The organism is Photobacterium aquae, from assembly GCF_001029445.1.
In the GTDB taxonomy this organism is placed as follows: domain Bacteria; phylum Pseudomonadota; class Gammaproteobacteria; order Enterobacterales; family Vibrionaceae; genus Photobacterium; species Photobacterium aquae.
The window spans coordinates 37,750-61,755 of sequence record NZ_LDOT01000047.1; the positions used below are offsets into that span (position 1 = coordinate 37,750).

Here is a 24,006-nt window from a genome sequence, read left to right on the forward strand (position 1 = left end):
CCCCTAACTATGCAACCTTGTGTATTTGCGGTGTGAAGCACGCGGCAATACGCCCCAAGGGCACAGTGAGGCGGCCAAGTCATCAGCCGGCAGGCTTAAACCTCCCGCGCTACGCGGTACACTATTTTGCTGGATGTACAATGGATTTCAAAGCTATCCAAGCGCTCACGGCCCAAGACATGGCTGAGGTCGACGCGAAGATACTGGCTCAACTGAACTCAGATGTAGCCCTCATCAATCAACTAGGTTTCTACATTGTCAGCGGCGGTGGCAAACGCCTGCGTCCAATGCTGGCCGTATTGGCAGCCCGAGCCCTAGGTTACGATGGTGACAAGCACACTACCGCTGCGGCATTCATCGAATTTACCCACACAGCGACCCTCCTCCACGATGACGTGGTCGACGAGTCTGACATGCGCCGCGGGAAAGCAACTGCCAATGCGATGTTCGGCAATGCTGCCAGCGTATTGGTTGGGGATTACATCTACACACGTTCTTTCCAGATGATGACCAGCCTAAGATCCTTAAGGATCCTCGATGTAATGAGCGAGGCAGTCAACGTGATCGCCGAAGGCGAAGTGCAACAACTGATGAACTGTAATGATCCTAACACCACCGAAGAAAGCTACATGCAGGTGATCTACTCCAAGACCGCTCGTCTGTTTGAAGCCGCTACTCAGGTTGCCGCAATTCTCGTCGAAGCCCCACAGGAGATCGAGACGGCACTTCAGGATTATGGCCGTTATCTGGGCACCGCTTTCCAGCTGATCGACGACATCCTCGACTACACTGCCGATGGCGACGAAATGGGCAAAAACGTTGGTGACGATCTGGCCGAAGGTAAGCCTACCCTGCCACTGCTACACGCTATGCATCATGGTACCCCTGAGCAGGCAGCGATGATCCGCGAAGCAATCGAGCAAGGCAACGGCCTGGACAAGCTTGAGCCTATTCTGGCCTGTATGCACCACGTTGGTTCTCTGGAATACACCCAGAAACGCGCCGAAGAAGAAGCTGAGAAAGCGATAGCCTGCCTTTCTGTGCTGGCAGAGAGCCCTTACAAGGAAGCTCTTGTGGCACTGGCCCACATGGCGGTACACCGCAATAAATAATAAGCATCACAAGTGCTCCTCCCGCAAAAGCCTGTCTTCGCACAGGCTTTTTTGATCCTAGCCCTCCTCCAGCTCGTTAAGATTTAGGCAGAGCAATCCATCAGCTATATTTTAGACAATGAGGGATCTTCCAGATCCGCATGGGAGGGATATATGCAAGCAAGAGATCTCAAACGAGGTATGTGGGTAGAATACCACCATAGCGTAGCCGAGGTGGTCGACATTGATCCTGACAACAACACCGCGATCATCGAGAGCACAACAGATCACCGCAGGATCAATGTTAACTGCAACGATCTTGCCGACCAGCCCCAGCTCCACACAGGGTGCGATCATTACTACTGAATGATCACAAACAACAAAAAAGCGGCCATAAATGGCCGCTTCACAGATTATGGGGAAAACGTCACGACTTATTTAGCGAACTCTTCGCCAGTCAAGATATCACCGCGCAGCGTCTCTAGCATGCCTTCCAATGCAGCCTGCTCAAAGTCGCTCAGCGAGCCGTAATCCATCACTTCCTCAACGCCTTCCTTACCTAACAGTATTGGTTGGGCAAAGAAACGGGCATGTTTACCGTCGCCTTCAACGTAGGCGCACTCGACAAGACCGGTTTCCCCTTCAAGGGCGCGCACCAAAGACAGGCCAAAGCGACATGCTGCCTGACCCATAGACAACGTCGCCGAACCGCCACCCGCTTTCGCTTCCACCACCTCGGTGCCAGCATTCTGAATACGCGGGGTCAGCGCTTCGATTTCTTCCTGAGTAAACGTCACGCCTTCTACCTGAGAAAGCAATGGTAGGATTGTAACACCAGAGTGACCACCGATGACTGGTACACGTACCTTACCGGGATCCAGATCCTTAAGCTCAGCAACGAACGTTTCAGAGCGGATCACGTCAAGTGTCGTGACACCGAATAGTTTACGCTTATCGTACACACCGGCTTTCTTCAGTACATCCGCAGCAATAGCCACAGTGGTATTGACTGGGTTAGTAATGATACCTACGCATGCCTTTGGACAAACAACGGCAATTTTCTCGGCTAGCGATTTAACAATGCCCGCGTTCACATTGAACAGATCAGCACGGTCCATACCCGGCTTACGAGCAACACCAGCAGAAATTAATACGACGTCAGCCCCTTCCAGCGCAGGAGTTGGATCTTCACCGCTAAACCCTTTTACTGAGACAGGAGTAGGGATATGGCTGAGATCTGCCGCCACCCCAGGGGTGACAGGCGCGATATCATACAGGGCCAAATCAGACCCTGCTGGCAGACGGTTCTTCAGCAAAAGCGCCAGTGCCTGGCCGATACCACCAGCCGCACCAATTACAGCAACTTTCATCTTCGTTCTCCTTTACGATAGAAGTTATAATTTTCAGACCTAATTATATGAAATCACGACATATTGCTATACCCAAGACAACTCCCCCACAGGAAGGATGCCACACGGCGACTCCTTCATCTTGAGATAACTTGGGTATAGCCACTATTTTATATCACCGTGCAGCAATGACGTTATAGCAAGCGTACGCCAAATACAATCTCAAGCAGCTAGCTTTGGGATATTGCGCATGGGCAAGAATAAAACGTGCCACATAGATTTAACATTCGTCATATTCAGTCATTTATGGCCATTGCAAAAACTCAACATAAAATAAAATAATTATGCACTTATCTGTGATGGAAGCGAGATACAGCCATCACTTCTACTGAACACTGTTTGCCTGCAACCAAAAGGTTATGCCAGAATACAGCTCCTCGTCCCTGCATGATAAACGTTACCTATGCGAAATTCAGATAAACAAGAACGCTTAGTCAAAGCGTTCAAAGCTATTCTAAAAGAAGAAAAATTCAGCTCTCAAGGCGAGATCGTCGATGCACTGAAAGCCCAGGGCTTCGACAATATCAACCAGTCCAAAGTTTCGCGCATGCTGACCAAGTTCGGTGCGGTTCGTACTCGTAACGCGAAAATGGAAATGGTGTACTGCCTACCTGTAGAGCTAGGTGTTCCAACCACCAGCAGCCCGTTGAAAGAACTGGTTATGGAGATTGGTTTTAACAGCGCACTCGTTGTCATCCATACTGGTCCTGGCGCAGCGCAGGTTATTGCCCGCCTGCTCGATTCACTGGGCAAAGCCGAGGGTATCCTTGGTGTTGTTGCTGGCGATGATACAATTTTCATCACCCCTACCAATGCTATTTCAACCGAAGAACTTTTCGACTCCGTTTGCGAATTGTTTGATTACAGTAAGTAATCTGGCATTTCTATACCAGGCTGGCATTTCCCCTGCAGCCTGGTGTAGATGAGAAATAGATCACATTAACACGAACTTTCCCCGCCTCTTTGTTTCACTCGCAACCTATTGATTGAACTAAATAAATATTCCATCCTCTCATCCTGTCAGTATCTATTTCCACTCACCTAATAGCCAAAATAATTAACATAATTTTAAATTTATGTTCTATTTTTGCTATCATCGGGCTGATTTGAAACTATGCCTTTTCCACCGAAGGGAACTATTTCCTCTGGAAATTACAACAACTAGGAAGGGACAAACATGGCATTAAAACAACTCATTACAGTGAGTACGCTGGCTGCAGCGTTCATGGTTTCCGGGGCGGCCTCCGCCCAAAACTTCGTAACTATCGGCACCGGCTCAGTAACCGGCGTCTACTACCCCACCGGCGGCGCCATTTGCAAACTCGTCAACAAAGACCGTAAGGTTCACAATGTTCGCTGCTCGGTAGAATCAACCGGCGGCTCGATTTACAACGTCAATACCATGCGAGCCGGTGAACTGGACTTTGGTATCGTCCAGTCAGACTGGCAGTACCATGGCTACAACGGCACCAGTAAATTCAAAGAGCAAGGGCCCTATAAGAAACTGCGGGCTATTTTCTCCCTCCACACCGAGCCATTCAACGTCATCGCCCGTACCGATGCCGGCATTAAAGGCGTCGAGGATCTCAAAGGCAAGCGAGTGAATATCGGCAACCCAGGCTCAGGGGATCGCGCCACAATGGGCGTCGTCATGGATGCTCTCGGGTGGGAGCAGAGCGATTTCAAACTGGCTTCCGAGCTAAAGGGATCAGAACGCTCACAAGCGCTGTGCGACAACAAAATCGACGCCTTTGTCTATGTGGTCGGCCACCCGAACGGTTCCATCAAGGAGGCTACCACCTCATGCGACGCCAAGCTGATCCCTGTAACCGGGGCGGCTATCGACAAGATCATCGCCGACAACCCTTACTATGCCAAGAGCACCGTCCCCGGTGGCATGTACAAAGGGACGGATAGCGACGTGAATAGCTTCGGTGTTGCGGCCACTCTGGTCTCATCCACAGACGTATCCGACGAAATCGTCTATGCCGTCGTTAAATCGGTCTTCGAGAACTTCGATACATTCAAGAGGCTTCATCCGGCATTCGCTAACTTGAAGCCAGAAGACATGGTCAAAAGCGGCCTGTCCATCCCGCTTCACCCAGGGGCCGAGAAGTACTACAAGGAAGCTGGCTACCTAAAATAACCCGATGGGTTTCAATGATATTGGCTCTACAAGCGCCGCCACCGCGGCGCTTGTTCTTTCCCCCTCGAAACAACGACATCCTATACCCATTACCAACAACCACACCTCGTCCATCGAAGAAGGATAATGCATGACGAAGACAGACCAAACGTCAGCCGATGTGCAAGATATGGTAGCCAAGGCCGATACCGGGGCAAGGAGCCCGAAAGGATTAGCCAGCAAGGTGCTGTGGATCATCCCTCTGTGCTGGTCGCTATTCCAGCTCTGGTATGCCTCTCCGCTCCCTTTCATATTCAATATCGGTATCATCAACGATACCGAGGCCCGCTCGATCCATTTGGCATTTGCCGTATTTCTTGCATTCACAGCCTATCCCGCCCTCAAGAGCTCACCCCGCGATAGGATCCCTACGGTAGATTGGCTCCTTGCCCTCACCGGTAGTTTTTCGGCCGCATATCTCTATCTGTTCTATACCGAACTGGCCAGCCGCTCGGGCGCACCAACCCAGATTGACATCATCGTCGCGGCCAGCGGAATGCTGTTACTGCTTGAGGCGACCCGACGCGCGCTCGGCCCTCCTCTGATGGTGGTTGCGATGGTGTTCCTGATTTACACCTTCGGCGGCCCCTACATGCCCGATGTCATCGCCCACAAGGGGGCCAGCCTCAACAAGGCCATGTCCCACCTCTGGCTGACAACAGAAGGGGTCTTCGGGATCGCGGTCGGCGTATCGACCTCATTCGTATTCCTGTTTGTACTGTTCGGCGCCATGCTGGAACGCGCCGGGGCCGGGGCCTACTTCATCAAAGTCGCCTTCTCGCTACTTGGCCACATGCGAGGAGGCCCAGCCAAGGCTGCCGTGGTGGCTTCGGGCCTGTCGGGATTAGTCTCGGGGTCTTCCATCGCCAATGTCGTCACCACCGGTACCTTTACCATCCCCCTGATGAAAAAAGTCGGATTCCCCGGTACCAAGGCCGGAGCCGTAGAGGTCGCCGCCTCCACCAACGGCCAGTTGACCCCTCCCATTATGGGGGCAGCCGCGTTCCTGATGGTGGAATACGTTGGGATCTCCTATGTCGAAGTCATCAAGGCCGCCCTTCTCCCGGCGCTAATTTCCTATATCGCCCTGATATATATCGTCCATCTAGAAGCCTGCAAGGCAGGCATGGCTGGCCTAGAGCGTCATTACAAGCCAACTCTGACCCAAAGCCTGCTATCATTTACCACAACCATAGTCGGACTGATTGTCCTGAGCGCTATCATCTACTACGGGGTCGGCTGGACCAAAACTGTCTTCGGTGATATCGCCACCCTGATCATTGCCGGGGTCATCCTGATTGCCTATGTTGCCCTCATCCGACTGGCCGCTCGCTATCAGGACCACCTGCTCGAAGATCCAAACGCGGATATCACCGAAGTTCCGGATCCCGGCCCTACCTTAAAGTCCGGACTCTATTTTCTCCTACCGATCGTCGTGCTGGTCTGGTGCCTGACTGTCGAGCGTTTCTCTCCGGGGCTGTCAGCCTTCTGGGCAACCATGTTCATGGTCTTTATCCTACTAACTCAACGCCCCCTGCTCTCATTCTTCAACCATGAACAAAGCCTGTTTGATGCATGCCGACAAGGTGGTGTTGATTTACTGGAAAGCCTGGTGTCCGGTGCCCGTAATATGATAGGTATTGGGGTCGCAACGGCTGCCGCCGGCATCGTCGTCGGGGTAGTAACCCTAACTGGGATCGGTCTGGTCATGACTGAATTCGTCGAGTTTATCTCTGGCGGCAACATCTTCCTGATGCTGCTTTTCACCGCACTGATCAGCCTGATCCTTGGAATGGGGCTTCCAACAACGGCAAACTACATCGTAGTATCAACCTTGATGGCACCGGTCATCGTGACCCTTGGAGCCCAGCACGGTCTGATCATCCCCCTGATTGCCGTCCATCTCTTTGTGTTCTATTTTGGCATCCTTGCCGATGACACACCGCCGGTGGGGCTGGCTGCATTTGCGGCGGCGGCTATCGCCAAGAGCGATCCGATCCGAACCGGTATCCAAGGATTCACCTACGATATCCGTACCGCGATTCTGCCATTCATGTTTATTTTCAATACCCAGCTACTGATGATGAATATTGATTCCTGGTGGCATTTGCTGCTGACGGTATGCTCTGCCGTGATCGCCATGCTGACTTTCTCGGCTGCAACCCAAGGTTGGTGGTTTACCCGCACCCGGTGGTGGGAGGTTGCCCTGCTGCTGCTGATCACCTTCTCGCTATTTCGTCCCGGTTTCTGGTGGGATCATATCTATCCCCCAAAACACGATATGCCGGGGATCCTCATCGCCGATGCCGCTGACAAACTGGCGATAGGCCAACCACTGGAACTGCAGGTTAGCGGGGAGAACCTCGAAGGCAAGTTCGTCTCGAAACATGTCCGGCTCCCCTTTGCCGAAGAGGCTGTTTCCCCCGAGGAGCGCATCGCTTCAACAGGTCTTATCCTCCGTCAGGACGGTGAAAAAATGCTGGTTGATATGGTTGAGTTTTCCAGCCCGGCCGAGCAAGCCGGGATTGATTTCGACTGGGAGATCACCTCCGTCAGCTTACCCGCCGTCAGGCCGATGAAGGAATGGGTCTTCGTGCCGGTACTGCTATTGCTGGCCGTACTCGGCTGGAATCAAAAGCGCAGGGCCCGCCGTCTGGGCCATCTCTGAGCCCGGCCAACGCTATTATGAGCCCCTCCCTCCAAGGAGGGGCTTATACTTATAGCCATAAGCCCTCCTATCAACAGAGAGCGCATCATGTATAGAAAGATATTGGTTCCCGTTGATCTCAACGAACCGGGGTTTGCCGACCAAGCTGTAGAGGTTGCCGTTTGGCACGCGAGGCAATCCAAAGCCGACATCCACTTGCTCACCGTCCTACCCGGTGTCCATATGGCCATTGTCTCAAACTACTTCCCCAAAGATGCCGCGCGCCAAATGCTTCAGGATGCCCAGCTAACGCTAAAGACTTTTGCCGAAACGCACATCCCCCCGGAAATCGCTCGCTACCAGTGCGTTACAGAAGGCAAAACCTGGACGACAATCCTCGAGTACGCAGAGAAGATCAACGCAGATCTTCTCATTATTCCAAGCCACAAGCGCTCGGGGCTGGACAAAGTCATGTTGGGATCGGTGGCGGCCAAAGTCGTAGAAAACGCGCCGCTCAATGTGTTGGTGATCAAGCCACAAAGTCATCAGGACAAATAACCGATAAAACAAAGCCCGCCGAAAGGCGGGCTGGCAAACATAAGAGGCTATCGCAGGCTAATCACGGTGATCGTATCCCCAACGAGGCACCAAGCCCTGCTCGACACCGAGATGATCGAGAATTCTGGCGACCATGAAGTCAACCAAATCATCAATAGATTGGGGTTGGTGATAAAAACCGGGAGCCGCCGGCATGATCGTAACCCCCATTTGCGACAACTTGAGCATATTCTCAAGATGCAAGGTCGAGAACGGGGTCTCACGCACCACCATCAGCAGCTGGCCCCGCTCTTTAAGTACCACATCGGCTGCCCGCTCCAGCAAGTTATCGGACATCCCATGTGCAACCGATGCCAAAGTCCCCGCCGAACACGGACAAACGACCATTTGCTTTGGAGCAGCAGAGCCGGAAGCAACAGGGGAGAACCAGTCTTCCTTCCCACATACCTCTAGCTTGCTGGCATCACACCCCAAGTGTTCGACCAGCGCCTTTTTCGCCGCATCAGGTCCCGATGGCAATTTGAGGCCGTGCTCAGTTGCCAGAACCACCCGCGCCGCGGACGATACCAACAGATATACCCGGTAATCAGCCGCCAGCAGACACTCCAGCAGTCGAAGGCCATATGGCGCCCCCGATGCTCCCGTCCAAGCCAGGGTGATCCGCTTCTCGTTACTGTTCGCTACCACCCTTGGCCTCCAGCGCCGCGAGGATCTTGCCGTGGATCCCGCCAAAGCCCCCATTGCTCATCACCAGAATATTATCCCCCGGCGTGGCGGCGTCGCATATTTTTGCCACCAGCGCATCAAGGTCTGCATCTGTGGTGGCAGGTTGAGGGCACTGCTGGGCAATCTCATCCACCGACCACGGAATATTATCAGGCTGGTAGATGAACACTTCATCAGCCGCAGCCAGTGCCGGGGCGAGATCGGCCTTGTGAACCCCCAGCTTCATGGTATTTGAACGGGGCTCCAGCACCGCCAGAATCCGGGCTTCCCCGACCTTGGCGCGCAGTCCACCCAACGTCAATTCGACCGCTGTCGGGTGATGGGCGAAATCATCAAACACACGCACGCCATGCTGCTCCCCTTTGAGCTCGAGACGACGCTTAGTATTGATGAAGCCCGCCAAGGCTTCGCAGGCCAAATCAGGCGTAACGCCTACATGGCGTGCCGCGGCAATAGCCATCAGGGCATTGTTGACATTATGATCCCCGATCAATGCCCAATCCACCGTTCCCACTGCCTTGCCATCAAGGAACACCGTAAAACGGCTACCGGCCTCATCAAGTTTTTCTGCCCGCCAGTGGCCATCGTCACCGATGTACTCAAGCTCGCTCCAGCATCCCATCTCAAGAGTCTGGTCAATCGCAGTAACCCCTTTCGGAGCTAGAATCCGGCCGTTGCCCGGCACTGTCCTGACCAGATGGTGGAACTGGCGCTGAATCGCTGTCAGATCATCAAAAATATCAGCATGGTCAAACTCCAGGTTGTTCATCACCAACGTCCGCGGGCGGTAGTGGACAAACTTCGAACGCTTGTCAAAAAAAGCGCTGTCATATTCGTCAGCTTCTACCACGAAGAACATACTTTCGCCCAACCGAGCCGATACCCCGAAGTTACCAAGCACCCCGCCAACCAGGAAACCCGGTTGATAGCCACAGTCCTCGAGGATCCACGCCAGCATACTTGCGGTTGTCGTCTTGCCATGGGTACCGGCAACAGCCATCACCCAGCGATCCTGCAGCAGGAACTCTTGCAGCCACTGCGGACCCGATGTATAGCGGAGGTTGTTGTTAAGCACGTACTCAACACAAGGATTGCCGCGACTCATCGCATTACCCACCACCACCAAATCAGGGGCAGGGTTTAGCTGGGATGGGTCATAACCTTGAATAATTTCAATTCCTTGTGATTCAAGCAAGGTGCTCATTGGGGGGTAGACATTGGCATCGCAGCCCGTCACCTTATGGCCAAGTTGGCGGGCAAGGATTGCCGCACCACCCATAAATGTGCCGCAAATTCCGAGAATATGGATGTGCATAACAGTCAGCTCACTCAGTATGTTTTTTGGTCGCCTCACGCTTCTGCGTTACTTCGTTACCCTAAAAAAGATCTTTATATACAATTCGTTATAGATAAGTAGAGCACACACAATATAAAGCGTCTAACTAACTATTGGTATGAAAATTGTCCGTTAGAGACATTGTACCTAACTTAACAGCCCCAATGACAACATGATGCAAGGATTGTATATGTCCGATATTAGAACCCTTGGCGAGTTCATTGTCGAGAAACAAAACGACTTCCCCCACGCCAGCGGCGAGCTATCTTCCCTGCTCGGCTCCATCAAGCTGGCGGCCAAAATCGTCAACCGCGAAATCAACAAGGCTGGCCTTGTCGATATCACAGGAGCGGTCGGCGGCCAGAACATCCAAGGTGAAGAGCAGCAGAAACTCGATGTCTACGCCAATGACAAATTCAAAGCCGCCCTCGAAGCCCGAGATCAAGTGTGCGGGGTAGCTAGCGAGGAAGAAGACGAAGCGGTGGCCTTCAACAAGGAGCTCAACCGCAACGCCAAATATGTCGTCCTGATGGATCCGCTAGATGGCTCGTCGAATATAGACGTCAATGTCTCGGTCGGGACGATCTTCTCTATCTACCGCCGAGTATCCCCCGTCGGCACACCAGCCACCGAGGAGGACTTCCTCCAGCCGGGCCACCGCCAGGTCGCCGCTGGGTATATTATCTACGGCTCGTCCACCATGCTGGTATATACCACGGGCAACGGGGTTCATGGCTTTACCTATGACCCGTCACTCGGGGTGTTCTGCCTCTCCCACCAGGGAATGACCATCCCCGAAGATGGCCGAATCTACTCCATCAACGAAGGGAATTACATCCGCTTTCCGATGGGCGTAAAAAAATACATCAAGTATTGCCAAGAAAACGTGCCGGAGGACAACCGACCCTACACCTCGCGCTACATAGGTTCACTGGTCGCCGACTTTCACCGCAACCTGCTAAAAGGCGGGATCTACCTCTACCCGAGCACGGCCACCCATCCAAATGGCAAGCTGCGGCTGCTCTACGAGTGCAACCCAATGGCCTTCCTGATCGAGCAGGCTGGCGGCGTCGCTTCCGACGGTTGCCGACGGATCATGGATATCCAGCCGACAGAGCTCCACCAGCGAGTGCCGTTTTTTGTCGGCTCGACCAACATGGTACGAAAAGTCGAACACTTCCTCGAAACCTTCCCCGACGAGGAGGAATAACCCACTCAACAGGCTGCCCAAGGCAGCCTGTTCACTTTGATACCGATCCTTTCCCGGTCAATGTGCACCTGTCGATTAGACAATGAATTAACGATATTGCTATTATAATTTCAACATCACCAACATCTGGTTAACTTAACAAAAGGAAGAGACAATGAGCCTCAATCAGGTCCCCGCAGGAAAGGACATCCCGGAAGATATCTATGTGGTTATCGAAATCCCCGCCAATGCCGATCCCATAAAATACGAGGTCGACAAAGAATCCGGGGCTGTTTTCGTTGACCGCTTCATGTCGGCACCGATGTTCTATCCGTGTAACTATGGTTATGTGAACCATACCTTGTCCCTTGACGGCGATCCGGTTGATGTCTTGGTTCCCACCCCCTACCCGTTATTCCCAGGTTCAGTGATCCGTTGCCGTCCCGTCGGGGTTCTGAAGATGACCGATGAATCAGGGGAAGACGCCAAAGTAGTTGCTGTACCGCATAGCAAGCTCACCACGGAATACGACCATATCAAGGACGTCGAGGATCTCCCCGAACTTCTCAAGGCTCAAATCACACAGTTCTTCGAACGCTATAAAGAATTAGAAGCGGGCAAGTGGGTCAAAGTGGATGGCTGGGCAGATGCCGAGGCAGCCAAGGCTGAAATTATTGAGTCTTTCGAACGCGCCCAGAAAAAATAATTGCTGATCTCTCCCATCCCGGATATCACCTATCCGGGATGGCTCCAAGGCACACTCGCATGTTAAAACAATTTTCCATACTGACCGTCCTCGCCGTTAGCCTCGTTGCAGGCACAGCCGATGCCGAAACCGTCTCGGCCCACCAGTTCTGGCAACTACACCGTTCTGCCGAAACTGGCAATCCTATGATTGTTGACGTGAGGAGCAACGAAGAATACCTCGCAGGCCACTTACCCAATGCCGTCAATGTCCCCTATGACGAAATTAGCAAACTCATCAAAATAGCCCCGGACAAATCGCAGGCTATTTTTCTCTATTGCCATTCCGGACGCCGGGCTGTCATCGCAGAAACCGAACTGTCAAAATTAGGCTATAGCCAGTTATACAACGGGGAAAGCTACCAAAAATTGCTCTCAGCGATGCCCAGCCAACCCTATACAAAAAACTAGCGCATATAAAAAAATCCCCTTCCTAAAAGGAAGGGGATTTTCACTATCCGCTACGCTGGCACCAATCTCCGCAGGGGATCAACGGAGCGCCATCGACTGGCGGGGCATAATGATATAGCCAAGCCTCCCCAAATGGCGTCGCAATCAGGATCCTACCGTACAGGCGGGGATACTCTTCCAACTCATCGAGTAATGCCAATGTGCTGTCATCAACCTGATAGACCTCTCCCATCAATGCCCCGCCATCCGGTCCGGTTACCACTGCCGGATAACTCCCCATATGGTAAAGCAAATAGCTCCCCGGCAGGCGGCACTCTCCTAAACAGTCAGCGCCTGCCAACCAATGATGGTTTGACTCTCCCTGTCGCAAGGTGCCGTAGACAAAAACGTTGTGCACCATTTCTCCTTAGTTGAATTCGAACTGGTAAAGCAAGTCGACCGCACTATCCAATCCCGATACGACCTCAACATAGAGATCTTTCATCAGGCGGTAACGCACGGTGAACTCACCAATCGAATTAAATATTCCGACACCGTATTTGACCTGTAGCCCCGGGGCAATATAACCGCTGATCGTCACCTGCGAATCCTGCCCTGAACCCGCCGTATCCAGCGCCAAATCCTGAATACCGAACGCTTCGCCGACATCACCAACTAGCTGGCCACTTTGTGCCAAGCCCATGCTGATTAGTGCCATTGTCATGGCATCACCGCTGTCTGATTCGCTGTCCAGATCGCGCCCACGCAGAATATAAGACAGGGCATTTTGCTGCGGCATGACCGGATCCGAGAAAATATCGACCTTCGGCTCATCCGCAGGCCCCGTTACCCGGATCCCGGCAATCACATCATCTTCGATATTGTCAGGGTCGCGAATCGCCTCAATCGACAAATAAGGCTGATCCGCAGGACCATTGAACAATATCTGCCCTTTGCGGATCACCAGCTCTTGGGCAAAGGAACGATAAGTACCGTCACGCAAGTTGATCTCACCGTACACCAATGGTCCCTTGTCGTTCTGACGGACATTCAGATCCCCCACCAGCCCAGATTTAAGGCCGAAAGCGGAAAGCTTCACATCATCGCCAATCCTAACCAGCACATTGGTTTTGATCTTAAACGGCATCGTGCTTTGGGTATCAACTGGCTTCAGGTCCGGGCCGAGGATAACCTCGTCTTTTGACACCGACACGGCGGATTCCGGCAACTGATCTACCGTGATCCGCCCCCACGGAATTTCAACCTTGCCGGTGATCTCAGCTTGCTTCGGCTGGGCGGTAATCGTCAGATCCGGTGAAACCTTCACGGCAACCATCGGTGGGACATTCACTTCCAACTCTCGCCCATTGACCCGCAGCTTTGTCCGCCACGCTTTGAGATCCTGCCAGTCGCCTTCACCGCTCAGTGACAGATCGCCATCTGGCGTCACGACTTTGCCCTGTAGCCGAGCCTGATAACCTGCGAACGTCGCTGTGATATCGGCCTTGTCTACATCCAATGGCACCGTCTTACCCTGCGCCTTGACATCGGTCACCTTGAGCAAACCGTTGACTGCAGGATGCAATATCGGACCGCTAACAGACAAATTGGCATCCACCTGACCGGCAAAATCATGGTAATCCGCAAGCAGCGGCTGCAAGAAACCCAACATGAAACGATCAAGTTTCACATTACCTTCAATTTGCTTGTCACCGGTCAGTTGGGTCACCGTTGCCCGGCCGGAGAAATCACCATTGTCCCGAACAGCAACCAACCAATCGGCATTGAGGACATCATTTTGCATCAATGCATTAAGCGTCACTTTATCCCAGCCCAGACGAACCGGATCGGCCTCAGGATCCAATTGCTGGGTCAACGAACCTGGCGGCATGCTCACCTGCGCGTTGAGGTATGGCGCTGAATCCGGAGCCCACACGGCCTCGACATTGGCCCCGACCGCTCCCTTGAGGGCGACGTCGGAAGGCAGGTACGGCTTGATTAAATCAAACCCGAATCCCTTAAGGGCGACTTTGGCCCGCCCACTGGCACCGGCAGACAAATTTTCCTGCAGGCACAAGGAGGCACGGTCTTGCTGCCAGCAATGGGCAGCAACTGTCGCAAGCTGAGAATTTAGCTGATAGCCGATAGCTGTTGGTCGGTTCAATCGCCAAGGGCCAATAGGCGTCTCAATTTCGCCCTGTTGCAGTACCCCCTGCCAGCCTTGCTTGGGATCGAATACCCCCGCCAACTTCAGTACCGTACTCACAGGCTCAGCCTGCATGTCCAACACTAACTGATGACTCGCTTCGGTTCCGGAAAACTGCAGTGCCAGAGTTTTCAAGTTAAAAGTCTCGTACTGACCCTTGGCAGCCCTGACGGTAAGATCTGCATTCAGAACAGGCATCGGTGACACTTTGCCTGAAATTTCCAGCGATGCCAGAGAAGCCAAATCCTGCCAACCTAATTGCTTGCCATCCAAAACCAGATCAAGCTCCGGCTCTGCCATTTTGCCTTTGACCGATACCGTACCGGCCACTTCACCTTTCAGGCCGGGTACCGACTGGCTGAGATCGGGAGCATTGATGCTTGCCGCCATGTCCCAATCACCGTCCAGTTGCCCTTTAGCCGTCAATCCGTTAGGACCATGCTTTAGAGACAAGCCTGTAGTACTCAGGGCCAGTTTACCCTTACCGCTCAAGTCTTTGGCATCTAACTGACCGACCAAATCCAGCGGTTGCGACATCACAATCCCGTCGACCGCCAATTCGGGAAGTTGAACATACCAGCCACCTTTTCGTGTTAACCCTCCCGAAGTCTTCAGCTTACCGCTTAAATCCCCCGGTACATCCGGCCATTCTAAGCCCGGCTGAATATGGGAAAAGGCCAACTGCCCCTGCCAATTGACGAGATCCTTCCAACTGGCACTGGCTTGCCCGGTCACGGTTCCCCCCAAGGTTTCAAGCGCTAGCTTACTCAAAGAGACATCATCCAATGAGCCCTTACCCACAAGGCGGGCCTTCACCTTAGGCATAGGTACACCATCGACCGTACTGTCGAGTTTGAAACGGTACCCTTTTAGATCACCACTGGCCGTCAGAGCCGAGGCGTTCAGGGTAAATTCCGGCTTGTTGGTAAGCGGCCATTGTAAATGCTGGCTTTTCAATGACAGATCAAACGGCAGCTCAGGATCAAGCGGTGAGAGTGTCCCCTTTAACAAGGCATCGAGGGTTCCGCTCAACCGGGCATCCAGGACCAGCGTTTTAACGCTCCCCGATGCCTTTACATCAAGATGATGGCCCGACAAGGGCTCCATGGCGACATCAAGGCCAGCCTTGAGCTGCAACGGATAATCCCCCGCCAGTTGTATCTTGGCCGAAACATCCAGCTTACCTTGGGGTACATTCAGCTGAATTCGGTCCACCGTCACATCACTGCCCTCCGCCTTAGCGATAAGATCAAGCAATGCAACCTTCTGGGCGTTTTCCCCTTCCAAGCTAAAATCTGTCACGGTAAAGCGCTCAACAGAAATACCCAGCGGCAAAATAACGTCCGGCAACTCAATGGCCTGTGGATCACCCGCGGTACTGGACGATGGAGTACTCTCCGCATCACTTTTCGCCAGTGCCAACGTTATCGAATCCCATACAGTTGGTTTGAGTATCAACTGATTGCCAGATAAGGTTGCGGCGCTGGAAAAATGCTTCCAAGCAACTTTATTACCCAAGATATCCAATGAAATATCGTCCAGCACCAAGCGATCAAGGCTAATTGGGATCGGCATGGAAAACGGTGTACTCGGCTCATCAGGCGCAGGTTGCGACTCCTCGCTGCTTGGCGGCAATGTCGGCATAGCAAACGACAATCCAGCAATCTCAACCTGACGCAGGCACACTGCAGGCTGCAGCAAACATTGATCATCAATATCCAGGACGAGACGCTTGGCTGAGAGATCCATCCCTTGGTCTTGGTAAGCAATGCCTGACAGCGAGAAGCCTTGCAACAAACTACCGTCGCTCTGCTCTATGCTCAGTGCTGGCAGTGCTTTTTCTGCTCCCCATATTGCGATTTTCACCCCGGCTGGCGTGTACAGCAGCGCAGCCAATGCAATAACCAAAAACAACAGCAAGGCAAGAACAGCCAATGATATACGCTTTACCCAAATCATAACTCTGGCCCTAAAACGAAGTGGATCTGAAACTTGTCTGTCGGCTTGTCCAGCCCCCAGGCAAAATCAAGCCGGACAGGGCCTACCGGCGAAGCCCATCTCACCCCAACACCGGCACCAGCCAGCCAATCAGGGCTGTCATTCCAAGATGAGCCGTAGTCGTAAAACACAGCCCCCCACCAGTCGCCGTAAACTCGGTACTGGTACTCAAGGGTAGAGGTCACCATAAAGCGCCCGCCCTGAAGTTGACCTTCTTGGTCTTTCGGGGCGATCGACTCATAGCTGTATCCTCGCAGGCTGTTATCACCACCAGCAAAAAATCGCATGGATGGCGGAACATCTTCAATTTTGTCAGCAATCACTGCCCCGCCATCAACCCGGAAATACCCCCGATGGTTCTCCCCAAGGGTACGGATCCAGGCCGAACGTCCTCGGAATCTGGCCAATTGCGTATCAGAGCCAAGAACCGGATCGGAATACTCAATCGAGATAAGCTGCTTGTCCCCCCAGGTCGGCATAGCCCCGCCACGAATTCGGGTTTTATCGTAGCTGATCCCCGGGATCACCATCTGGAGCAAGCCCTCTTCGAGGGCACCCTGCTTGTAGTCTTCATAAAGCAAACGCAAGGAGGCGATCCGCTTCCACCCCGACTCCAAGCGCCAATGCCGCTCAAGCCCCAAGTTGTATTCGGTACTGATGGTGTCATGGCTATCGACATAGCGGATCCCCCCGATAACTTGGTAGTAGTCATTGAGGACATCATCGAGAGGAATTTTATAGGTGGCTTCTATCTTCGGCTGAGACTGTGAGATTTCGGTTTTGACGTTAAGGCTATGTCCGGCGCTATTTAGCCATGGCTTACGCCAGTTCAGCTTCAATCGTGGCCCCACATCAGTGGAATAGCCGATACCGGTTTCAACAAGATTACGGACCTGTGGTGTCACAACGACGTTTACCGGAACTTCGCCGTCTCCCAAACGATTGACATCACCACCGACAAAAATAGATGAAAACCACCCCACATTGGATAAACGCTGGTTGAACTCCCCCAACGTCGAAGCCAAGTAAGGCTCCCCCTCCTTGTAGGGGAGCAGGGACTCGAGTCGATCTTGGTCTATTTGGCTACCGGAGAATGTTGTTTCACCGAAGTTGTAACGAACACCGCCAGCAAAATCGATGATAATGAATGCTTCATTGAGGCTTGGGGCCACTTCCATCTTGCTCGTGACCAATTCAGCATCAAAGTATCCCTTACGCAAAGCCAAGCTACTTAGCGACGACTTCAACGATTCATATTTTCCATGGTTGAGGGTCTGCCCCAACCCCAATCCGCTATTTCTGACCAAAGACAAAAAATCTGGATCATCTTTTGCCATACCTGTTATTTGGATATTGCTCTTGGCAATTATCGTTTTGGGGCCAGGGGCCACCTCAACCAACAAAAGGGTATCACCGTCATCACGCTGTTCAGTTATCGTGATTGTAGGGTTATAACGTCCCAGTGCCTTAAGTGCATTGCGGATCTCACCCTCGAGCTGCTCGCGAAAACGCAGCGAGGTGTTGTAATCCCCTTTGGGGATAGCTGATATATATGCTTCAACGTTTTTTTCTAGGCTTCCCTTCAACCCCTTTACTTCTAATGAAGTCTTCGCATTTGCGGGGGAAATGGCCATAAGCGCGGCAACAATAAAACCTGAGCGCAAGACTGTCTTATTCATTCAATGGTTACTTCGTTAGTAGCAAGCTTTATTATCTTTATGAGCACTATTCATTCTGACAAACCCCTTCTCAACTGCCAACCTTTTGCCAACAAATCAGCCAAGATTGAATCTCATAACCAATTACACTACTTTGGAAGCACGACCAAAGAGAGAAGGATACGACAATGTCTGTGAGCAAACTCACTATGCCGACGGCCGAAACCGCATTGCCAGGAAGAGATAATCCAATACTTCCAAGCTGTCACCATGCCGTGAACGGCACAGACCTATTGGCACCTCCCCCTGCCAGCATGGAAACACTCATTGTTGGCATGGGATGCTTCTGGGGAGCGGAACGGCTTTTCTGGAAACAGGCTGGTGTATACAGTACATCGGTTGGATACAGTGCTGGATTTACTCCAAATCCAACTTATCAGGAAGTATGCAGCGGGCAAACTGGCCATGCCGAAGTTGTCAGAGTCATCTATGATCCCACGATCATTTCACTTGATAGGCTCTTAAGGCTCTTCTGGGAAAACCACAACCCCACCCAAGGCTTCAAACAGGGCAACGATGTAGGTAGCCAATACCGCTCCATCATATTGACTCACTCCCTCGAACAGTACCAAATCGCCCAGAGCAGTATGGAGCGCTACCAGCATGCATTGGGGCACACGTCCATCACAACTCAAATTCAACCAGCCCAAGAGTACTACTTGGCTGAAGAGTACCACCAACAATATTTGGCGAAAAACCCAAATGGCTACTGTGGATTAGGAGGAATTGGAATCTGCTTCCCGCCAAACTAGCCTCTCATTTTCAGCGCCTATACCGCCTTGGCAGCAAGTAACTGGATCTCTCGATTAACCTCCGTGAGAACATTTAGTGCTCTCTTGTCTTTTCGTTTGGGCGGCAATAGGCGCCCGCAGTCGAACTCAAATCCACCGACCCCTGTAATAAATACCCGCCCTCTAAAATAGCTTTTAACATAACGGGCAACTTGATTCGGTCTGTATTTTTTAAACACTCTTAGCATAAGCCCCTCACCAATTCCTTCTTACTATAGACCGCCTTTTCATACTTTGAGTTCGCCTAAACGGTTTCTATGACACTTTTTTGACCAACTCAATACCAAAAGACAAACATCAAAAAAATATCTAGAGATAAAAGAAGCAATAAACCTGCCATATCACTGTCACCGATAAGATCAATGATACATTCGTCATCGCAGCGAGATCTGATTCATATCCCTAAAACTGGTTAAACCAGATTGGTACATTTAATCTAAGATAATGATACCTCTACAAAATCATGGAATAACAAGAATGAACAAAAAAACACTGTTGTGCTTACTTGCAACCCTGCTTCCTTGCACAGCCTTTGCTCACAACCTCAATGTCGGCCACCCCATCCCATCTGCAACTATTGCTGATAAAGGCGAGATCCTGATCAACAATGGTGATATTGCATACCAAAACTGGAGCACCGATCAGTTAAACGGCAAGGTCCGGGTTATTCAGGCTATCGCCGGGCGCAGTGCCGCCAAAGAGATGAATGCTGAGATGATGGCGGCAATTACCGCCGCGAAATTCCCATCAGACAGCTATCAAACAACAACCATCATCAATCGGGATGATGCTATTTGGGGAACAGGCAGTTTCGTTAAATCGTCGGCCGAAGATAGCAAGCGGGATTTCTCATGGTCCTCCATGGTACTTGATGCTAACGGTACTGTTCAAAAAACCTGGGAACTTCAACCAGAGAGTTCAGCGATCATTGTGTTAGATAAAAACAGCACCGTACTATTTGCTAAGGAAGGGAAGCTCGGCAACAACGACGTAGAACAGGTTATTGCTATCGTAAAGCAACACTTATAATCCCGTCGTCTCTCAAAATAATTATCTTAAGCCATGATTTCGCCAATTTGTAATGTTATATTATTACAGTGTTATCATGGCTTTTGAGCAGAGTGTGGTTAACAGAGGCAATCTACAAAAAAAAATAATATTTCTACTTATTAGCCTACTTATTTTGTTAGGGCCAATTGTGATATTGCACAAGCTAGAAGCAAGTGCTCACAACCATCATCAGTCATCATGCACGATCTGCCATATTATCCATGATGATACGCCCTCCCTTGGACAACACACACTATTCTCCGCTCAACAAACGGAATTCTTTCAGTTTCAGCGAAAGAGTCCTCACTCAAAATCAGCCTTTACGCCAACAGCTCGCTCCCCCCCTTACTCCCAACTATCCTGACGCTATCCCTGTCACCATAATTTTTACAAGGAGTAAGACAATGCCATACATGCAAACTGCTATATCTGTCCTAATCGCAGGCCTCACACTATCAACCGCACAAGCCGCTTCGCACGAGCACTTTCGCCAACATGATGCCCATGTACACGGTCACGTTGAACTGAACATAGCCCAAGATGGCAACCAACTGTTAATGGAAATCACCGCTCCAGGCGCTGACATCGTCGGCTTCGAACATGCACCGAAAAATGAAGCACAACATCAGGCCATGACGCAGGCCCAAATACAATTAAAAGCTGCCGAACAATTATTCACATTAAACACCGAGGCTAAATGTCAGCTCACCAAGGTGAATATTGAACATTCGCTAAAGAATGCAAACCACAAAGAAGATGAGCATGAGCATGAGCATGAGCATGAGCATGAGCATGAGCATCATGATGACAGCTCTCATGGCGAATTTACCGCATACTATGATTTCCAATGTCAGTCTCCGGACAAACTATCCATGCTAAAAACCCAATGGTTTACCGCTTTCCCATCAACCGAACATATCTCTGTCAACAGCCTAACGGACAGAGGGCAAAAAAGTGCTCAATTAAACAATTCCCATTCGGTTTTCCATTTTTAATACAAGTAATCAAATGAGGAGGCCCCCTCCTCATTTGGAGATCCTGATGCCTATTATCAATATCAATCAACTGACATTTAGTTGGCCAAAACAAAAGGCCCCTCTCCTTGATATTCCTGAACTAATGATCAAGAAAGGAGAAAAAATATTTATCAAAGGGCCAAGTGGCAGCGGTAAATCTACCTTGCTATCTCTGCTTGCCGGGATTAATACGCCAGACACAGGAAAAATAGAACTATTGGAGCAACCTTTCAGCCAAATGTCCTCTACGCACAGGGATAAGTTCAGAGCTGATCATATTGGCTATATCTTCCAAATGTTCAATTTACTGCCTTATCTATCAGTAACAGACAATGTATTACTTCCTTGTCGTTTTTCACAACGCAGAAAACACAACATTACCAGCTCGTTAAAAGAAGAAGCTAATCGCCTACTACAACAGTTACACCTTCCCCAAGAATATCTTCATCGACCTATCTCGGAGCTTAGCATTGGACAACAGCAACGAGTTGCGGCAGCTAGGGCATTAATTGGTAGGCCCAATATCCTCATAGCCGATGAACCTACTTCAGCATTGGATCACAATAACAGGGAGGCATTCATCACCTTGCTTATGGATGAATGCGATAAATCAGGCATAACTCTTATCTTTGTCAGTCATGATGAGACATTAGAGCCCTTGTTCGATCGCGGCTACGACTTGAATACACTAAATCGCGCGGTAGGAGCACAGTAATGAATGCGATTATTCGCCTGGCTTGGCAAAGTCTCGCCAACCGGAAAACAACAGCCTTATTGACTCTACTGACAATTGCCATCTCCGTCACTCTTCTTCTCGGTGTGGAAAAAATAAGAACTCAAGCCAAATCGAGCTTTGCCAATACCATATCAGGCACTGACCTAATCGTTGGCGCTCGTTCCGGTCAGGTGAACCTCTTGTTGTATTCTGTTTTTCGAATAGGCAATGCTACCAATAATATTGACTGGGCAAGCTATCAGGAGTTGAGCCAACACCGCTCCGTCAACTGGACAATCCCTATATCCCTTGGGGATTCTCACCGAGGGTTTAGGGTCATCGGGACAAACCACTCTTATTTTGAACATTATCGATATGGGCAAGGTCAAGCTCTGAAATTTAATCAAGGCAGGCCGTTTGAAAATCTATTTGAAACCGTTCTCGGCTCTGAGGTTGCCAAAAAATTAGGATATCAAATCAACGATGAGATCATTATAGCTCATGGACTTAGCGACAAAGCCTTCAACAGGCATGACAATCTCCCCTTCACAGTTGTAGGTATACTAGCCCCCACAGGGACGCCTGTAGATCGTAGTGTCCATACCTCCCTTGCAGCAATAGAAGCGATTCACGTCGGATGGGAAAGCGGAGCACGATTAGGCCCTACACCAGAAGCCGAGGCATTGAACCAAATAGATTTTGAGCCTAAACAAATCACCGCATTTTTTGTTGGCCTGAAGTCACGAATTCAGGCCTTCGCACTCCAAAGACAAATTAATACTTATAACGAAGAACCTCTTAGTGCAATTATGCCGGGAATTGCCTTACATGAACTCTGGGGAATGATGTCTCTTGCCGAGCAAGCCCTATTGGTGATATCTGGCTTTGTGGTTATAGCAGGGCTGCTCGGTATGCTAACAAGCATACTAACCAGTCTCAACGAGCGCCGCAGAGAAATGGCGATACTTAGAGCCATGGGAGCTCGACCTGGGCATATTTTCTTCTTACTCATTAGTGAGGCAACAGTACTCACCACCCTTGGGCTGGTTATCGGCACAGGGCTTCTCTATCTTTGTCTATACATAGGACAACCAATACTCCAAAATCAATTTGGGCTCTTTATTGAAATCAACCCACTATCTACACATGAATGGTATTTGCTAGGCTTGGTCCAATTGGCGGGATTCATTGTTGGTGTAATCCCTGCAATTCGTGCTTATCAGCACTCGCTCTCAGACGGAATGACAATTAAGGTTTAATCACATGAAGAAATGGTTGCTAGCTCTGCTGATCAGCATGCCTATACAATGTTTTGCGGAAGATGCTTTAACTCTCGATTGGCTCGATTTAATACCAGAGCAAGAACGTCAGATGTTTAACCAAAACCAAATGCCGGTTCTTAATCACGATGGAGAGAAAGCCAAACAAAATCTTATTGGTTCCGTCAGAAAGGAACTCAATGGTAGTAAAGTAAAAATTCCCGGCTTTGTGATCCCTCTAGAAGGCGATGATAAACGCATTACAGAGTTTTTACTTGTCCCATACTTTGGTGCATGCATCCACGTACCACCTCCACCACCCAATCAAATTGTTTACGTAAAATTTCCTCAAGGTGCCCCTATCCAAGAGTTATGGGATGTCATTTATGTCATAGGGACGTTAAAAACCCACACCGTAAGCCACGAATTAGCAGAAACAGGGTACCTACTCGAGGGGTCGTTGATCGAAGAATATGATGATATGTAGCCACATAGCTTTCAGTAAAATAAAAACGAGAGACAGATCATCTTATAGAAAAACCCAGCCATAAGGCTGGGTTTCTTTTGTAAGAAATAAATCGAATGAACTATTGGGTAATAGATAAATAGCTAATTACAACCTGATCTCATTACGAAGAACGAATTCCAGAATCTAAAAGTCCTACAATGTCACCAAACATGCTCAGCTACAGCTTTCTACAACATAACTAACTGCAGGGAGCACATCCAACAAACTCCATGACCAAAGAGTGAACTTAATGTCGCAGACAACCTGTCTGGGGCACTTAGTCCGGGATTGCGCTCAAGCGGGACTCATTCGACCGCAGGGCGGACATTCAAAATTATTCAAATACGAAAAAGCCCCGCTATTTCTAGCGGGGCTTTCAAAGAAGTGGCGGAGTGGCCGGGCTTGCGTTCAAGCGGGACTCATTCGACCTAAGGGCGAACCCTTAAAATAAAGTGGCGGAGCGGACGGGA

At 50.7% G+C, this 24,006-nt stretch carries 22 protein-coding genes; 15 read left to right on the forward strand and 7 right to left on the reverse strand.

Annotated features, from left to right (window positions below; translation table 11 throughout):
• Positions 1-140: 140 nt before the first annotated feature.
• Together ispB and ABT56_RS21375 are read left to right on the forward strand one after the other, a co-directional pair.
• Positions 141-1,112: an octaprenyl diphosphate synthase gene (ispB, locus tag ABT56_RS21370; RefSeq protein WP_047880950.1), complete on the forward strand. Its 972-nt coding sequence runs from the start codon at positions 141-143 to the stop codon at positions 1,110-1,112.
• A gap of 153 nt (positions 1,113-1,265) precedes the next feature.
• Positions 1,266-1,457 carry a hypothetical protein gene (locus tag ABT56_RS21375; RefSeq protein ID WP_047880951.1) on the forward strand — a complete coding sequence of 64 codons (192 nt, stop codon included), beginning with the start codon at positions 1,266-1,268 and terminating at the stop codon, positions 1,455-1,457.
• A gap of 68 nt (positions 1,458-1,525) precedes the next feature.
• On the opposite strand, the gene mdh is transcribed toward ABT56_RS21375, so the two are convergent.
• Complete coding sequence (gene mdh / locus ABT56_RS21380) at positions 1,526-2,461, reverse strand: malate dehydrogenase (RefSeq protein WP_047880952.1); 936 nt, start codon at positions 2,459-2,461, stop codon at positions 1,526-1,528.
• Between the two features lie 442 nt (positions 2,462-2,903).
• Here mdh and argR point away from each other — a divergent pair, with 442 nt between their 5' ends.
• The 4 genes from argR to ABT56_RS21400 all read left to right on the forward strand — a co-directional run bounded on the left by argR (position 2,904) and on the right by ABT56_RS21400 (position 7,890).
• Entirely contained in the window at positions 2,904-3,374 is a 471-nt protein-coding gene (gene argR / locus ABT56_RS21385) for a transcriptional regulator ArgR (protein ID WP_047880953.1), read from the forward strand.
• A gap of 303 nt (positions 3,375-3,677) precedes the next feature.
• On the forward strand, positions 3,678-4,646 hold the full coding sequence (locus ABT56_RS21390; protein WP_047880954.1) for a TAXI family TRAP transporter solute-binding subunit: 969 nt from the start codon (positions 3,678-3,680) through the stop codon (positions 4,644-4,646).
• A gap of 130 nt (positions 4,647-4,776) precedes the next feature.
• Positions 4,777-7,353, forward strand: a complete 2,577-nt coding sequence (locus tag ABT56_RS21395) for a TRAP transporter permease (protein WP_047880955.1) — start codon at positions 4,777-4,779, stop codon at positions 7,351-7,353.
• 87 nt (positions 7,354-7,440) lie between these two features.
• Positions 7,441-7,890, forward strand: a complete 450-nt coding sequence (locus ABT56_RS21400) for a universal stress protein (protein WP_047880956.1) — start codon at positions 7,441-7,443, stop codon at positions 7,888-7,890.
• Positions 7,891-7,947: 57 nt separating this feature from the next.
• Here ABT56_RS21400 and ABT56_RS21405 read toward each other — a convergent pair whose 3' ends face one another.
• The gene (locus ABT56_RS21405; RefSeq protein WP_047880957.1) at positions 7,948-8,577 is read right to left on the reverse strand and encodes a flavin prenyltransferase UbiX; all 630 of its coding nucleotides are present in this window, start codon (positions 8,575-8,577) and stop codon (positions 7,948-7,950) included.
• Positions 8,561-9,931: a UDP-N-acetylmuramate:L-alanyl-gamma-D-glutamyl-meso-diaminopimelate ligase gene (gene mpl / locus ABT56_RS21410; protein ID WP_047880958.1), complete on the reverse strand. Its 1,371-nt coding sequence runs from the start codon at positions 9,929-9,931 to the stop codon at positions 8,561-8,563. Before mpl ends, ABT56_RS21405 begins: the two co-directional genes overlap by 17 nt.
• 211 nt (positions 9,932-10,142) lie before the next feature.
• Between mpl and fbp the strand changes: the two genes are divergently transcribed.
• From fbp to ABT56_RS21425, 3 genes are all read left to right on the forward strand, one after another.
• Positions 10,143-11,162: a class 1 fructose-bisphosphatase gene (fbp, locus tag ABT56_RS21415; protein ID WP_047880959.1), complete on the forward strand. Its 1,020-nt coding sequence runs from the start codon at positions 10,143-10,145 to the stop codon at positions 11,160-11,162.
• Between the two features lie 154 nt (positions 11,163-11,316).
• Entirely contained in the window at positions 11,317-11,847 is a 531-nt protein-coding gene (ppa, locus tag ABT56_RS21420) for an inorganic diphosphatase (RefSeq protein WP_047880960.1), read from the forward strand.
• Between the two features lie 59 nt (positions 11,848-11,906).
• On the forward strand, positions 11,907-12,296 hold the full coding sequence (locus tag ABT56_RS21425) for a rhodanese-like domain-containing protein (protein WP_047880961.1): 390 nt from the start codon (positions 11,907-11,909) through the stop codon (positions 12,294-12,296).
• A gap of 43 nt (positions 12,297-12,339) precedes the next feature.
• On the opposite strand, the gene ABT56_RS21430 is transcribed toward ABT56_RS21425, so the two are convergent.
• From ABT56_RS21430 to tamA, 3 genes are read right to left on the reverse strand one after another with little or no spacing between them, the layout of a single operon-like run.
• The gene (locus ABT56_RS21430) at positions 12,340-12,696 is read right to left on the reverse strand and encodes a gamma-glutamylcyclotransferase family protein (RefSeq protein WP_047880962.1); all 357 of its coding nucleotides are present in this window, start codon (positions 12,694-12,696) and stop codon (positions 12,340-12,342) included.
• Positions 12,697-12,702: 6 nt separating this feature from the next.
• Positions 12,703-16,440, reverse strand: coding sequence for an autotransporter assembly complex protein TamB (gene tamB / locus ABT56_RS21435; protein WP_047880963.1), 3,738 nt, complete (start codon positions 16,438-16,440; stop codon positions 12,703-12,705).
• Complete coding sequence (gene tamA, locus ABT56_RS21440) at positions 16,437-18,158, reverse strand: autotransporter assembly complex protein TamA (RefSeq protein WP_047880964.1); 1,722 nt, start codon at positions 18,156-18,158, stop codon at positions 16,437-16,439. The genes tamB and tamA overlap by 4 nt, the downstream gene beginning before the upstream one ends.
• 167 nt (positions 18,159-18,325) lie before the next feature.
• On the opposite strand from tamA, the gene msrA reads away from it, so the two are divergent.
• Positions 18,326-18,949 (forward strand): peptide-methionine (S)-S-oxide reductase MsrA, encoded by a 624-nt coding sequence (gene msrA / locus ABT56_RS21445; RefSeq protein WP_047880965.1) that lies wholly within the window; start codon positions 18,326-18,328, stop codon positions 18,947-18,949.
• A 17-nt stretch (positions 18,950-18,966) separates the two neighbouring features.
• On the opposite strand, the gene ABT56_RS21450 is transcribed toward msrA, so the two are convergent.
• Positions 18,967-19,176 carry a DUF1107 domain-containing protein gene (locus ABT56_RS21450; protein WP_047880966.1) on the reverse strand — a complete coding sequence of 70 codons (210 nt, stop codon included), beginning with the start codon at positions 19,174-19,176 and terminating at the stop codon, positions 18,967-18,969.
• 289 nt (positions 19,177-19,465) lie between these two features.
• Here ABT56_RS21450 and ABT56_RS21455 point away from each other — a divergent pair, with 289 nt between their 5' ends.
• The 5 genes from ABT56_RS21455 (at position 19,466) to ABT56_RS21475 (ending at position 23,515) form a co-directional block, all read left to right on the forward strand.
• Entirely contained in the window at positions 19,466-20,017 is a 552-nt protein-coding gene (locus ABT56_RS21455) for a YtfJ family protein (RefSeq protein WP_047880967.1), read from the forward strand.
• A 425-nt stretch (positions 20,018-20,442) separates the two neighbouring features.
• On the forward strand, positions 20,443-21,033 hold the full coding sequence (zrgA, locus tag ABT56_RS21460) for a zinc uptake protein ZrgA (protein ID WP_047880968.1): 591 nt from the start codon (positions 20,443-20,445) through the stop codon (positions 21,031-21,033).
• A 46-nt stretch (positions 21,034-21,079) separates the two neighbouring features.
• Positions 21,080-21,769: an ABC transporter ATP-binding protein gene (locus ABT56_RS21465; RefSeq protein ID WP_047880969.1), complete on the forward strand. Its 690-nt coding sequence runs from the start codon at positions 21,080-21,082 to the stop codon at positions 21,767-21,769.
• Positions 21,769-23,028, forward strand: a complete 1,260-nt coding sequence (locus ABT56_RS21470) for an ABC transporter permease (protein WP_047880970.1) — start codon at positions 21,769-21,771, stop codon at positions 23,026-23,028. Before ABT56_RS21465 ends, ABT56_RS21470 begins: the two co-directional genes overlap by 1 nt.
• Positions 23,029-23,032: 4 nt before the next feature.
• Positions 23,033-23,515, forward strand: coding sequence for a DUF3299 domain-containing protein (locus ABT56_RS21475; protein ID WP_047880971.1), 483 nt, complete (start codon positions 23,033-23,035; stop codon positions 23,513-23,515).
• Positions 23,516-24,006: the final 491 nt, after the last annotated feature.

Excerpts from the sequence above, each read along its gene's own strand:
- ABT56_RS21450 (WP_047880966.1), bottom strand. The coding sequence starts at position 19,176 with ATGCTAAGAGTGTTTAAAAAATACAGACCGAATCAAGTTGCCCGTTAT.
- ABT56_RS21395 (WP_047880955.1), top strand. The coding sequence starts at position 4,777 with ATGACGAAGACAGACCAAACGTCAGCCGATGTGCAAGATATGGTAGCC.
- msrA (WP_047880965.1), top strand. The coding sequence starts at position 18,326 with ATGTCTGTGAGCAAACTCACTATGCCGACGGCCGAAACCGCATTGCCA.
- ABT56_RS21455 (WP_047880967.1), top strand. The coding sequence starts at position 19,466 with ATGAACAAAAAAACACTGTTGTGCTTACTTGCAACCCTGCTTCCTTGC.
- mpl (WP_047880958.1), bottom strand. The coding sequence starts at position 9,931 with ATGCACATCCATATTCTCGGAATTTGCGGCACATTTATGGGTGGTGCG.
- ABT56_RS21425 (WP_047880961.1), top strand. The coding sequence starts at position 11,907 with ATGTTAAAACAATTTTCCATACTGACCGTCCTCGCCGTTAGCCTCGTT.
- ABT56_RS21465 (WP_047880969.1), top strand. The coding sequence starts at position 21,080 with ATGCCTATTATCAATATCAATCAACTGACATTTAGTTGGCCAAAACAA.
- ABT56_RS21390 (WP_047880954.1), top strand. The coding sequence starts at position 3,678 with ATGGCATTAAAACAACTCATTACAGTGAGTACGCTGGCTGCAGCGTTC.
- ABT56_RS21375 (WP_047880951.1), top strand. The coding sequence starts at position 1,266 with ATGCAAGCAAGAGATCTCAAACGAGGTATGTGGGTAGAATACCACCAT.
- zrgA (WP_047880968.1), top strand. The coding sequence starts at position 20,443 with ATGCCATACATGCAAACTGCTATATCTGTCCTAATCGCAGGCCTCACA.
- ppa (WP_047880960.1), top strand. The coding sequence starts at position 11,317 with ATGAGCCTCAATCAGGTCCCCGCAGGAAAGGACATCCCGGAAGATATC.
- ABT56_RS21470 (WP_047880970.1), top strand. The coding sequence starts at position 21,769 with ATGAATGCGATTATTCGCCTGGCTTGGCAAAGTCTCGCCAACCGGAAA.
- fbp (WP_047880959.1), top strand. The coding sequence starts at position 10,143 with ATGTCCGATATTAGAACCCTTGGCGAGTTCATTGTCGAGAAACAAAAC.
- ABT56_RS21475 (WP_047880971.1), top strand. The coding sequence starts at position 23,033 with ATGAAGAAATGGTTGCTAGCTCTGCTGATCAGCATGCCTATACAATGT.
- tamA (WP_047880964.1), bottom strand. The coding sequence starts at position 18,158 with ATGAATAAGACAGTCTTGCGCTCAGGTTTTATTGTTGCCGCGCTTATG.
- ABT56_RS21400 (WP_047880956.1), top strand. The coding sequence starts at position 7,441 with ATGTATAGAAAGATATTGGTTCCCGTTGATCTCAACGAACCGGGGTTT.
- ABT56_RS21430 (WP_047880962.1), bottom strand. The coding sequence starts at position 12,696 with ATGGTGCACAACGTTTTTGTCTACGGCACCTTGCGACAGGGAGAGTCA.
- tamB (WP_047880963.1), bottom strand. The coding sequence starts at position 16,440 with ATGATTTGGGTAAAGCGTATATCATTGGCTGTTCTTGCCTTGCTGTTG.
- ispB (WP_047880950.1), top strand. The coding sequence starts at position 141 with ATGGATTTCAAAGCTATCCAAGCGCTCACGGCCCAAGACATGGCTGAG.
- argR (WP_047880953.1), top strand. The coding sequence starts at position 2,904 with ATGCGAAATTCAGATAAACAAGAACGCTTAGTCAAAGCGTTCAAAGCT.
- mdh (WP_047880952.1), bottom strand. The coding sequence starts at position 2,461 with ATGAAAGTTGCTGTAATTGGTGCGGCTGGTGGTATCGGCCAGGCACTG.